A 12,592-nucleotide genomic window follows, 5' to 3' on the forward strand; every position below is an offset into this window, starting at 1 on the left:
CGGATAAGATGGTATAATAGTCAAATGGTTCAATTATTATTCACTATAAGTAGTCATATACTCTTTATTTATTTGAGTTTTTACCTTTTAAAAGATCTTGTAAGATGGGAAAAGGTTTTAAAAGTAACTGCTACTAACACAAAAAAAGTTCGTCTGTTGGTCGGCTTCTGTAGTATTGTAATGGGCTACATCTTGAGTTCATTCTTTATCAGTTTGTACCAACTGTGGCAAGAAGCACTTAGAGGACTATTATAAAATCAAAAGTAAAGGAAACAACTATGGAAAAAATTGTGGTTCAAGGCGGAGATAATCGTCTGGTCGGAAGTGTGACGATTGAGGGAGCAAAGAATGCAGTCTTGCCCTTGTTGGCAGCGACTATTCTAGCAAGCAAGGGTAAGACAGTCTTGCAGAACGTCCCAATCTTGTCAGATGTTTTCACCATGAATCAAGTAGTTCGTGGTCTGAATGCCAAGGTGGACTTTGATGAGGAAGCTCATATTGTCGAGGTCGATGCGACTGGTGATATCACGGAGGAAGCTCCTTATAAATATGTCAGCAAGATGCGAGCATCCATCGTTGTCTTGGGACCAATCCTTGCTCGTGTAGGACATGCCAAAGTTTCTATGCCAGGGGGGTGCACCATCGGGAGTCGTCCGATCGACCTCCACCTCAAAGGTTTGGAAGCTATGGGGGCAAAAATCACTCAGGCAGCTGGTTACATCGAAGCCAAGGCAGACCACTTGCATGGCGCTCATATCTACATGGACTTCCCTAGTGTCGGCGCAACACAAAACCTCATGATGGCAGCAACTCTAGCTGATGGTGTAACGGTCATTGAAAATGCTGCGCGTGAGCCAGAAATTGTTGATCTCGCTATCTTCCTTAATGAAATGGGAGCCAAGGTCAAGGGAGCTGGCACAGAAACAATCACCGTGATTGGTGTTGAGGACCTCCATGGTACGACTCATACTGTAGTACAGGACCGTATTGAAGCTGGAACCTTTATGGTAGCAGCAGCTATGACAGGTGGGGATGTTCTCGTTCGTGATGCAGTCTGGGAGCATAATCGTCCCTTGATTTCAAAACTACTTGAAATGGGCGTTGAAGTGACAGAGGAATCAGAAGGTATTCGTGTTCGTTCTCAACTTGAAAATCTCAAGGCTGTTCATGTAAAAACCTTGCCACATCCAGGATTTCCAACAGATATGCAGGCACAATTTACAGCTCTGATGACAGTTGCAAAAGGGGAATCAACCATGGTGGAAACGGTGTTTGAGAATCGCTTCCAACACTTGGAGGAAATGCGCCGTATGGGCTTGCATTCAGAGATTATCCGTGACACAGCTCGTATTGTAGGGGGGCAGGCTTTACAGGGGGCAGAAGTTTTATCAACGGACCTTCGCGCTAGTGCTGCTTTGATTTTGACAGGTTTGGTGGCGCAAGGAGAAACAGTTGTCGGTAAACTAGTCCACCTTGATAGAGGTTATTACCGCTTCCATGAGAAGTTAGCTCAGTTAGGAGCGAAGATTCAGCGAATTGAGGCAAATGATGAAGAATAAAAACTTACGCTATGTACTCCGTCGCCTACTGTTGATTTTTATCGTACTCTTGCTAGGTTTCCTTGCTTTAGGAATCGGCTTGATGGTTGGCTATGGCATCCTAGGAAAGGGACAGGATCCATGGGCAATATTGTCTCCGGCAAAGTGGCAGGAATTGATTAGCAAATTTACAGGAAATTAGACTGGGAGACCAGTCTTTTTCTAAAGGAATAAGGAGAAAAATGGACAAAAAAACAAGACAGACTTTGATAGGGTTACTTCTATTCTTACTCTTGGCTGCGGGAAGCTATTATATCAAGCAGATGCAATCGGCATCAAATAGCCCTCGAACTAAGGTTAGTCAGAAAAAACAAGCTTCAGAAGCTCCCAGTCAGGAGCTGGCTGAAAGTATCTTAACCGAGTCAATCAAAAACCAAATCAAGGGGGATCTCGAGTGGAATGGAGCAGGAGCTTTTGTTGTCAATGGCAATAAAACCAATCTAGATGCCAAGGTTTCAAGCAAACCCTATGCGGATAATAAAACAAAGACAGTTGGAAAAGAAACAGTCCCAACTGTTGCCAATGCCATCTTATCCAAAGCGACTCGGCAGTATAAGAATCGTGAAGAAACAGGAAATGGATCCACCTCTTGGACGCCACCAGGATGGCATCAGGTTAAGAATCTAAAGGGAGCCTACACACATGCAGTTGATAGAGGACACCTGCTGGGCTATGCCTTGATAGGTGGTTTGGATGGTTTTGATGCCTCTACCAGCAATCCTAAGAACATTGCAGTCCAGACAGCTTGGGCTAACCAAGCGCAGGCTGAAGATTCGACAGGTCAGAACTACTATGAGAGTTTGGTCAGAAAATACTTGGACAAAAATAAGAGGGTCCGTTACCGCGTGACACTCCACTATGCGACAAATGAGGATCTAGTTCCATCTGCTTCACAAATTGAAGCCAAATCTTCGGATGGCGAATTGGAGTTCAACGTGCTAATCCCCAATGTTCAAAAGGGAATCCAGCTTGATTACCGAACGGGTCAAGTAACGGTGACAGATCAGAAACAATAGATACAATAAAACAGTTCCTTTGTCTTCTAGAGGCAGGGGAGTTGTTGTTTAAATGAAAAATAATGTGAATCCTGAAGAATTTTATGATATAATGAAACACAAGATACTATTTTAGGAGAAGGACTATGGAAGACCCGAGCAGTCAGCATTTGTTGCTACAGTTTGTATTATTATTTATCTTGACCTTGTTAAATGCTTTTTTCTCAGCCACTGAGATGGCAATGGTGTCACTAAACCGTTCCCGAGTAGAACAAAAGGCAGAAGAGGGAGACAAACGTTACATCCGTTTGTTAAAGGTACTTGAAAATCCTAACCACTTTTTATCAACGATTCAAGTTGGTATCACTTTAATTACCATCTTGTCTGGGGCCAGTTTAGCGGAGACTCTAGGACGCGAAATTGCATCTTGGATAGGAAACAGTGAAACAGCTTCCGCTATTGCAAGCTTTTTATCTCTGGCATTTTTGACCTATATTTCCATTGTTTTTGGGGAACTCTATCCCAAGAGAATTGCTCTAAATCTGAAAGATACCTTAGCTATCCGAACAGCGCCAGTTATTATTGGTTTGGGGAAAATTGTCAGTCCCTTTGTTTGGCTCCTATCAGCCTCGACTAATCTATTGAGCCGTGTGACGCCAATGACCTTTGATGATGCTGATGAAAAGATGACACGTGATGAAATAGAGTACATGCTCACCAATAGTGAAGAAACACTGGATGCAGATGAGATTGAAATGCTACAGGGAGTCTTTTCTTTAGATGAACTAATGGCTCGTGAGCTAATGGTGCCCCGAACAGATGCCTTTATGGTAGATATTCAGGATGACAGTCAAACGATTATCGAGAGTATTTTAAAGCAAAATTTCTCACGTATCCCTGTTTATGATGGGGATAAGGACAATGTGATTGGTTTGATTCACACCAAGCGCTTGTTGAATGCCGCTTTTGTGGATGGCTTTGACAATATTGTCTGGAAACGAATTCTCCAAACGCCACTGTTTGTTCCTGAGACTATCTTTGTGGACGATCTCCTTAAAGAACTTCGAAATACCCAAAATCAAATGGCCATCTTACTAGATGAATACGGTGGAATGGCTGGTTTGGTAACTCTGGAGGACCTCTTAGAAGAAATTGTTGGTGAGATTGATGATGAGACTGACAAGGCTGAAATTGAAGTCCATCAAATAGGAGAAGACACCTATATCGTTCAAGGCACCATGAATCTTAATGATTTTAATGACTACTTTGATGTAGAATTGGAAAGTGATGATGTTGATACCATCGCCGGTTATTATTTGACGGGTGTGGGAATGATTCCAACGACTGAGAAACTCAGTTATGAATTGGTCAGCCAAAACAAACAAATCATCCTAACCAATGACAAGGTGAAAAACGGACGTGTTACCAAGGTAAAAGTCCAAATCACTGAAATAGAGACTGAAGAAGAAACAGAATAAAGCAGTGACTTGAGTCACTGCTTTTTGTAAATCTATATTGTAGATATAGTTATCCCTATCTATTTGGAATAACAAAAAAGCCCGATTGTCCGGGCTTTTTATTCGGTTAATTCCTGTTAATTCAGGTACTGAAAGGCGGTAGACGGATTTGAACCGACGATCAAGCTTTTGCAGAGCCGTGCCTTACCACTTGGCTATACCGCCTCAACGTTTATTATTATACCTTGAAAATCATTTCCCGTCAATAGTTTCTTATTCTAAAATCCAATTTAAGAAGATAGATTATGTGATGTGAAGAAAAAAGAGAAAAGCGACTTGTAAAAATGAAGCTTACAGAGCTAGACAAATCAATTTTCTTTTCTTATAAATACAAATAAAGAATGGGGAAATTCTGACAAAGAGAAGTTTTTTGTAGATATACGCCTAAATATTCTGAAAATTCGTTTACTTTTTAGAAGATATATGTTATAATTTCCAATAAGCCTAAATTTTTCAAGAGGAGTTATATACATGAAAAAAAGCAAAGTATTGGTTGCAGCAGGGGTTGCCTTATTAGCGACTGGCGTACTAGCTGCCTGCGGTTCTAAATCATCTGATTCAACGGCGCCAAAAAATTATGGTTATATCTATTCAGCTGACCCAGAAACGTTGGATTACCTCATTTCAGGTAAACAAAGTACTAAGATTGCCACTTCAAATGGTATTGATGGTCTCTTCACAAATGACAAATATGGGAATTTGACTCCCGCAGTGGCAGAAGATTGGTCAGTCTCAAAAGATGGTTTGACTTATACCTACAAAATCCGTAAAGGTGTTAAATGGATGACATCTGATGGAGAAGAGTACGCTGAAGTAACAGCTAAAGATTTCGTAAATGGTTTGAAACACGCAGCAGATAAGAAATCCGAAGCCCTATATTTAGCAGAAACTTCTGTTAAAGGATTGTCTGATTATTTGTCTGGAAATTCAAAAGACTTTTCTACGGTAGGTGTGAAGGCAGTTGATGATTATACTCTTGAGTATACCTTGAACCAACCAGAACCATACTGGAACTCTAAGATGGCTTATTCAATCTTCTGGCCATTGAACGAAGATTTTGAAAAATCAAAAGGATCAGATTTTGCCAAAGCAACAGATCCTACGTCCTTGCTTTACAATGGTCCATTCTTACTGAAAGGTTTGACTACTAAATCTTCTATCGAATTTGCTAAGAATGGGCAGTACTGGGATAAGGATAATGTTCACCTTGATAAAGTTACCCTTGCTTTCTATGATGGGTCAGACCAAGAGTCCATTGAACGTAACTTTACAAGTGGAGCATACAGCTATGCTCGCCTTTTCCCAACAAGTTCAAACTACTCTAAGGTAGAAGAAACATACAAAGACAATATCTTCTACACTCCATCAGGACCTGGTATCGGTGGTTTGGGTGTGAATATTGACCGTCAAGGTTACAAATACACTTCTAAGACAACTGATGAAGAGAAGACTTCTACTAAGAAAGCTCTTCTTAACAAGGATTTCCGTCAGGCTTTGAACTTTGCCTTTGACCGTACTTCTTACTCAGCACAAATTAATGGTAAGGAAGGTGCTCCTCTTGCAGTTCGTAACCTCTTTGTGAAACCAGGGTTTGTCTCTGCAGGTGAAAAAACTTTCGGTGACTTGGTAACTGAAAAGATGGTTGCTTATGGTGATGAGTGGAAGAATGTAAACTTTGCGGATGGTCAAGATGGACTCTTCAACGCCGATAAAGCCAAAGCCGAATTTGCCAAAGCTAAAACTGCATTGGAAGCAGAAGGTGTGAAATTCCCTATCCACTTGGATATTCCAGTAGACCAAACATCTAAAAACTATATCGCACGTATCCAATCTTTCAAACAATCAGTTGAAACAGTACTTGGCGAAGGCAATGTAGTCATTGATATCCAACAAGTTTCTAAAGATGAGTTGAACAATATCACTTACTATGCTGCAAGCGCTGCGGCAGAAGATTGGGATCTCTCAGGAGCAGTTGGGTGGAACCCAGACTATGAAGATCCATCAACTTACCTTGATATCTTGAAAACAACGAATGCTGAACAAACAAAAACATATATGGGTTACGAAGGTGCAGATAACGCTGCGGCTGCTCAAGTTGGTTTGAAAGAATACGATAAGCTAGTTGATGAAGCTGCTAAAGAAACAAGCGACTTGAATGTTCGTTATGAAAAATACGCGGCTGCTCAAGCTTGGTTGACAGATAGCTCACTCTTCTTGCCAGCTATGTCATCAAGTGGTGCTGCACCATTCATTTCTCGTGTTGTACCATTCACAGCATCATACAGCCAGTCTGGAGATAAGAGCTCAGATGTATACTTCAAGTATATTCAGTTGCAAGACAAGGTTGTAACGAAAGCTGATTACGAACAAGCTCGTGAGAAATGGCTCAAAGAGAAAAAAGAATCAAACGAAAAAGTTCAAAAAGAATTGACGAATCACGTTAAATAAATAACTCTCAAGAGAACTTTCTCTCCATGAGGAGAAGGTTCTTTTGGGATTTTAAAAGGAAACGATATGAAAAAATATATTTTTATGCGTGTCTTGCGCTCATTGTTGTCTATTTTCTTGGTGACAACCTTGACCTACACGATTATCTATACGATGGTTCCTCGGAAACTGATTTTCAAGCAGGATACCAACTACAACAAGATTGCAACAACTCCAGATAAGCGGGATAATTATGAGAATACCGTTTATGAACGTATGGGCTATATCGAGTACTACGATACCAAGGAGTTGCAAGAAAAAGCTAGCACGATGGACTCATCTGTAACAGTAGATGCCAATGATACCAATAAGGCAATCTACGAAAAATACATCAACCAACTCGGTAATGGTTGGACGTTAGGTGTCTTTTCAGAGAGTGGTCAGTTCTATGCTACGCGTGAAATTCCGATTTTTGAACGTGTTTTCAAATTCTATGCGAACTTACTTGATATTGATCATACAAACAAGATTCAAGACCCTGAAAATCCAAACTTGGAACGTTATCTTCGTTTTGAAAATGACCCTGCTATTGGTTGGTCATTGGTTGGTTCAGGTACCAAACATAAATACCTTTTGTATTTCAACAATCAATTCCCGTTTGTACACCAAAACTTTGTGAACATTAACTTGGGTGACTCTTACCCAACTTATGCGAACACGCCAGTGCTTCAAGTTATCACACAAGGTCAAGGACAAACTAAGACATCAGAAGTTCAATTCCCTACTGGTAAAAAGACTTCGTCTGTAGATATTTACTCTCGTACCTACAAATCTCCAAGTCAAGCAGATGCGCGTGAAATAGCTAACTATGGTAAAGACGATCCATATACAGCTACAGAAAGTAACTACCAATATCCATCTATGATTGCAAGCTCAGCTGTTGCTGGTTTGATTGGTTTGATTATTTCTTATGCTATTGCGATTCCTCTTGGATCTGCTATGGCTCGCCACAAGAATACTTGGATTGACAGCTTCTCAACAGGTGTTCTAACCTTCTTGCTTGCACTTCCAACGATTGCCTTGGTTTATATCGTTCGCTTGATTGGATCATCTATTGGTCTGCCTGACTCATTCCCTATCTTGGGGGCTGGAGATTGGCGTTCCTATGTCTTGCCAGCAGTCATTCTAGGTTTGCTGGGAGCACCAAGTACAGCAATCTGGATTCGTCGTTACATGATTGACTTGCAATCTCAGGACTTTGTCCGTTTTGCTCGTGCAAAAGGTTTATCTGAAAAAGAAATCTCAAATAAACACGTCTTTAAAAATGCCATGGTTCCTTTGGTTTCAGGTATTCCAGGTGCCGTAATCGGGGTTATTGGTGGTGCAACATTGACAGAAACAGTCTTCGCCTTCCCAGGTATGGGTAAAATGTTGATTGACTCTGTTAAGGCATCAAATAACTCAATGGTAGTTGGTCTCGTCTTCATCTTTACATGTATTTCTATCTTCTCACTCTTTGTAGGAGATATCTGGATGACTATGCTTGACCCACGTATTAAATTGACAGAGAAAGGAGGCAAATAATGTCAACAATTGATAAAGAAAAATTTCAGTTCGTAAAACGTGATGATTTTGCCTCTGAAACGATTGATGCTCCTGCCTACTCTTACTGGGGCTCTGTATTTAGACAGTTTTTAAAGAAAAAATCAACAGTCATTATGCTAGGAATTTTGGTTGCCATTATCTTGATGAGCTTTATTTACCCAATGTTCTCAGATTTTGACTTCAACGATGTAAGTAAGGTCAATGACTTTAGTGCTCGTTTTATCAAGCCCAATGCTGAACATTGGTTTGGTACAGATAGTAATGGTAAATCCTTGTTTGACGGGGTTTGGTTTGGTGCGCGTAATTCAATTCTTATCTCTGTAATTGCCACTTTTATTAACCTTGTAATTGGGGTTATTGTTGGTGGAATTTGGGGGATTTCCAAATCTGTTGACCGCGTCATGATGGAAGTTTATAACATTATTTCAAACATTCCATCTCTCTTGATTGTTATCGTCTTGACTTACTCAATTGGTGCTGGTTTCTGGAATTTGATCTTCGCTATGAGTGTGACGACTTGGATCGGTATTGCTTATTCAATTCGTATTCAAATCATGCGTTACCGTGACTTGGAATACAACCTTGCTTCTCAAACACTTGGAACACCAACCTTTAAAATCATCGTGAAAAATATCATGCCACAATTGGTATCTGTTATTGTTTCTACGATGACCTTGATGTTGCCAAGCTTTATCTCTTATGAAGCCTTCCTTTCCTTCTTTGGATTGGGATTGCCTGTAACAGTGCCAAGTCTGGGACGCTTGATCTCAGATTACTCACAAAACGTTACGACCAACGCTTACTTGTTCTGGATTCCATTGACAACCTTGATCTTGGTGTCTCTTTCTCTCTTCGTTGTTGGTCAAAACCTAGCGGATGCTAGTGATCCACGTACACATAGATAGGAGTAGACATGATAAAAGGAAAAGATGTAATTTTGACTGCTCGCGATATTGTCGTGGAATTTGACGTTCGTGACAAAGTTCTGACAGCTATCCGAGGAGTTTCTTTGGACCTGATTGAAGGGGAAGTTCTTGCCCTGGTAGGTGAGTCCGGTTCTGGTAAATCTGTATTAACAAAAACCTTTACAGGGATGTTAGAAGACAATGGACGCATTGCCAAAGGAAGTATTGACTATCGTGGACAAGACTTGACAGCCTTGACTTCAAACAAAGAGTGGGAGAAAATCCGTGGTGCTAAAATTGCGACCATCTTCCAAGACCCTATGACAAGTTTGGACCCAATCAATACAATTGGTAGCCAAATCACTGAGGTTATCGTTAAACACCAAGGGAAAACAGCTAAGGAAGCCAAAGAAATGGCAATTGACTATATGAACAAGGTCGGAATTCCAGACGCTGAAAAACGTTTTGACGAGTATCCTTTCCAATATTCTGGAGGGATGCGCCAACGTATCGTTATTGCGATTGCCCTTGCTTGTCGCCCAGATATTTTGATCTGTGACGAGCCAACAACGGCTCTTGATGTAACCATTCAAGCGCAAATTATTGATTTGCTTAAAACCTTGCAAAATGAGTACCACTTTACTATTATCTTTATCACCCATGACCTTGGTGTGGTAGCAAGTATTGCCGATAAGGTAGCGGTTATGTATGCTGGTGAAATTGTAGAATACGGTACTGTTGAGGAAGTCTTCTACGACCCACGTCATCCATACACTTGGAGTCTCTTGTCTAGCTTACCACAGCTCGCTGATGATAAAGGGGAATTGTACTCTATCCCAGGAACACCACCGTCTCTTTATACTGAGTTGAAAGGTGATGCCTTTGCCCTTCGTTCAGATTATGCGATGCAAATTGACTTTGAACAGAAAGCACCTCAGTTTTCAGTCACTGATACTCACTGGGCTAAGACTTGGTTGCTTCATGAGAATGCTCCTAAGGTTGAAAAACCAGAAATCATCGCAGATTTACATGATAAAATTCGTGATAAAATGGGCTTTGCTCATCTAGAAGACTAGGAGGAAGGAAATGTCTGAAAAATTAGTAGAAATTAAAGATTTAGAAATTTCCTTCGGTGAAGGAAGTAAGAAGTTTGTCGCCGTTAAAAACGCTAACTTCTTTATCAACAAGGGAGAAACTTTCTCTCTTGTTGGTGAATCTGGTAGTGGGAAAACAACGATTGGTCGTGCCATTATTGGCTTGAATAATACTAGTAAAGGTGAAATCATCTTTGACGGTCATAAGATCAATGGGAAAAAATCTCACAAGGAATCTTCAGAGTTGATCCGCCGTATCCAGATGATTTTCCAAGACCCTGCAGCCAGTTTAAATGAACGTGCGACAGTTGACTATATTATCTCTGAAGGTCTTTACAACTACCACTTGTTCAAAGATGAAGAAGAGCGAAAAGAAAAAGTTCAAAAGATGATTCATGAAGTTGGTCTTTTGAAAGAGCACTTGACCCGTTACCCACACGAGTTTTCTGGTGGTCAACGTCAACGTATTGGGATTGCCCGTGCTCTTGTGATGGAACCTGATTTCGTGATTGCGGATGAGCCGATTTCAGCCTTGGACGTGTCTGTTCGTGCGCAAGTCTTGAACTTGCTCAAGAAGTTTCAAAAAGAATTGGGCTTGACCTATCTCTTTATCGCGCATGACTTGTCAGTTGTTCGCTTTATCTCAGATCGTATCGCCGTTATCTATAAGGGTGTTATCGTTGAAGTAGCGGAGACAGAGGAGCTGTTTAATAATCCTGTTCATCCGTACACTCAAGCACTTCTATCTGCTGTACCGATTCCAGATCCAATCTTGGAACGTAAGAAGGTCTTGAAAGTCTATGATCCTAGCCAACATGATTATGAGACAGACAAACCATCTATGGTGGAAATTCGTCCAGGTCACTATGTTTGGGCTAATCAAGCGGAAGTTGCTCGCTACAAAGAAGCACTTAAAAAATAAACAGATTAGGAGGGGACCGAAAGGTCTTCTCATTTTTAATAGAAAAGCTCCCCTTTCACTAGCTTGTAAAAGGGGAGTTTTATTGTGATTAGCGTTTGGACCAGGTACGTTTCATAAAGAGAAGCAAAATGGGATAAATCTCTAGACGACCTGCAATCATTGCAAATGAGAGAAGGATTTTAGAGATGGGACTAAAGATGGCAAAACTAGAAGTTGTACCTAGAATAGGTCCGATGTTATTGAAACAACTGAAGACAGCACTGGTAACAACTAGAAAATCATTATTATCTAGACTGACAATGAAGATAAGTGACAGTAAAATCATCACATAAATGACAAAATATTTTAGGACCTTGTGCTGGGTATCCTTATCAATCACAGTTTTATTGACATGTAGAGTCAATACGCGATGAGGAGATAAGATGGACAAGATCTGATTTTTTGCAATTTTTGAAAGGATGAGCCCTCTGATAACTTTGAGTCCACCTGCGGTTGATCCAGCAGAGCCGCCGATTCCCATGAGGAAGAGGAGGATAAATTGGGAGAAGAGGGGCCAGTTGGTGATATCTCCATAACCAAAACCAGTTGTTGTGATGATATTGGACACCTGGAAGAGGGCCATTTCAAAGCTCTTAGAGACACCTTGGTAGAGATGGAGCGTATTGAGAGTAATCAAGCTGGTAGAAACTAGGACAATGATTACATACGTGCGAAGTTCTTCATCTCCAAAGAAAGCCTTAACCCGACGGAGCATGAGGTAGTAGTAGAGATTAAAGTTAACTCCAAAAACCAGAACTCCGATACTGACGAGATAGGTGATGAGTGAGCTGCCGTAGTGGGCAATCCCGTCGTTATAGACGGTGAAGCCACCGGTTCCTGCCGTTCCCATAGCGATGACAAAGCTATCAAATAGAGGCATGCCAGCTAGATAGTAGATGACTACAAAAAGTGAGAAGAGCCCTAAATAAAGCAGATAGAGAATCTGGGCAGTATTTTTCAGTTTGGATACAACCTTGCCAAAGACAGGCCCAGGGACCTCAGCCTTCATCACCTCTAAGTGACCATTCTTGGCATTGTCCATAATGGCAAGCGCGAAGACGAGTACCCCCATCCCTCCAATCAAGTGAGTAAAACTTCGCCAGAAGAGGAGGGAACGGCTGAGAACGGAGACATCTGTCAGAATGGTTGCTCCTGTAGTTGTAAAACCAGAACTGATTTCAAAGAAGGCATCGATGACACTTGGGATTTGTCCTGAAAAGACAAAGGGAAGCGCTCCAAAGAAAGACCATAGAATCCAACAGAGGGCGACGATTAAGACTCCCTCCTTAGTATAAATTCGCTGATTTTTGGGTTTCCGTAAAATTCCCAAGCTACCAAGAAGTATTAAAATTCCAATTGTTGCAAAGAGAGCTGTAAATACTTGGCTGGATTCTTGATAATAGGTTGCTACGCTAACGGGTACTAGAAGGAGAACCGCCTCAATCAAGAGAAGTTTTGAGAGGAGGTAACGAATCATACTTTTATTCATC

11 protein-coding genes and 1 tRNA gene are annotated in these 12,592 nt (G+C 41.0%); 10 read left to right on the top strand and 2 right to left on the bottom strand.

The features are described 5' to 3' along the window. Window positions 1–24: 24 nt before the first annotated feature. The 5 genes from HMPREF1125_RS12695 (at window position 25) to HMPREF1125_RS12260 (ending at window position 4,071) form a co-directional block, all read left to right on the top strand. Window positions 25–255 carry a DUF1146 family protein gene (locus HMPREF1125_RS12695; RefSeq protein ID WP_080585631.1) on the top strand — a complete coding sequence of 77 codons (231 nt, stop codon included), beginning with the start codon at window positions 25–27 and terminating at the stop codon, window positions 253–255. A 23-nt stretch (window positions 256–278) separates the two neighbouring features. Next, window positions 279–1,559, top strand: coding sequence for a UDP-N-acetylglucosamine 1-carboxyvinyltransferase (gene murA, locus HMPREF1125_RS12245; protein WP_000411909.1), 1,281 nt, complete (start codon window positions 279–281; stop codon window positions 1,557–1,559). Beyond that, on the top strand, window positions 1,546–1,740 hold the full coding sequence (locus tag HMPREF1125_RS12250; protein ID WP_000977280.1) for a DNA-directed RNA polymerase subunit beta: 195 nt from the start codon (window positions 1,546–1,548) through the stop codon (window positions 1,738–1,740). Before murA ends, HMPREF1125_RS12250 begins: the two co-directional genes overlap by 14 nt. Window positions 1,741–1,780: 40 nt before the next feature. Next, complete coding sequence (locus tag HMPREF1125_RS12255) at window positions 1,781–2,614, top strand: DNA/RNA non-specific endonuclease (protein ID WP_000359011.1); 834 nt, start codon at window positions 1,781–1,783, stop codon at window positions 2,612–2,614. A gap of 125 nt (window positions 2,615–2,739) precedes the next feature. Next, window positions 2,740–4,071, top strand: a complete 1,332-nt coding sequence (locus tag HMPREF1125_RS12260) for a hemolysin family protein (RefSeq protein ID WP_000390008.1) — start codon at window positions 2,740–2,742, stop codon at window positions 4,069–4,071. A 133-nt stretch (window positions 4,072–4,204) separates the two neighbouring features. Here the strand turns inward: HMPREF1125_RS12260 and HMPREF1125_RS12265 are convergent. Further along, window positions 4,205–4,275, bottom strand: a tRNA-Cys gene (locus HMPREF1125_RS12265). A gap of 306 nt (window positions 4,276–4,581) precedes the next feature. On the opposite strand from HMPREF1125_RS12265, the gene HMPREF1125_RS12270 reads away from it, so the two are divergent. The 5 genes from HMPREF1125_RS12270 (at window position 4,582) to HMPREF1125_RS12290 (ending at window position 11,063) form a co-directional block, all read left to right on the top strand. Further along, window positions 4,582–6,558: a peptide ABC transporter substrate-binding protein gene (locus HMPREF1125_RS12270; RefSeq protein WP_000748899.1), complete on the top strand. Its 1,977-nt coding sequence runs from the start codon at window positions 4,582–4,584 to the stop codon at window positions 6,556–6,558. A 66-nt stretch (window positions 6,559–6,624) separates the two neighbouring features. Continuing rightward, window positions 6,625–8,121, top strand: coding sequence for an ABC transporter permease (locus HMPREF1125_RS12275; RefSeq protein ID WP_000759887.1), 1,497 nt, complete (start codon window positions 6,625–6,627; stop codon window positions 8,119–8,121). Then, the gene (gene oppC / locus HMPREF1125_RS12280; RefSeq protein WP_000103693.1) at window positions 8,121–9,047 is read left to right on the top strand and encodes an oligopeptide ABC transporter permease OppC; all 927 of its coding nucleotides are present in this window, start codon (window positions 8,121–8,123) and stop codon (window positions 9,045–9,047) included. The genes HMPREF1125_RS12275 and oppC overlap by 1 nt, the downstream gene beginning before the upstream one ends. 8 nt (window positions 9,048–9,055) lie before the next feature. Continuing rightward, complete coding sequence (locus HMPREF1125_RS12285; protein WP_000589649.1) at window positions 9,056–10,123, top strand: ABC transporter ATP-binding protein; 1,068 nt, start codon at window positions 9,056–9,058, stop codon at window positions 10,121–10,123. 10 nt (window positions 10,124–10,133) lie between these two features. After that, the gene (locus HMPREF1125_RS12290; protein WP_001291314.1) at window positions 10,134–11,063 is read left to right on the top strand and encodes an ATP-binding cassette domain-containing protein; all 930 of its coding nucleotides are present in this window, start codon (window positions 10,134–10,136) and stop codon (window positions 11,061–11,063) included. Window positions 11,064–11,151: 88 nt separating this feature from the next. Here HMPREF1125_RS12290 and HMPREF1125_RS12295 read toward each other — a convergent pair whose 3' ends face one another. Continuing rightward, window positions 11,152–12,591 (bottom strand): TrkH family potassium uptake protein, encoded by a 1,440-nt coding sequence (locus HMPREF1125_RS12295; RefSeq protein WP_001043435.1) that lies wholly within the window; start codon window positions 12,589–12,591, stop codon window positions 11,152–11,154. Window position 12,592: the final 1 nt, after the last annotated feature.

The organism is Streptococcus oralis SK304, from assembly GCF_000287715.1.
GTDB lineage: Bacteria > Bacillota > Bacilli > Lactobacillales > Streptococcaceae > Streptococcus > Streptococcus oralis_Y.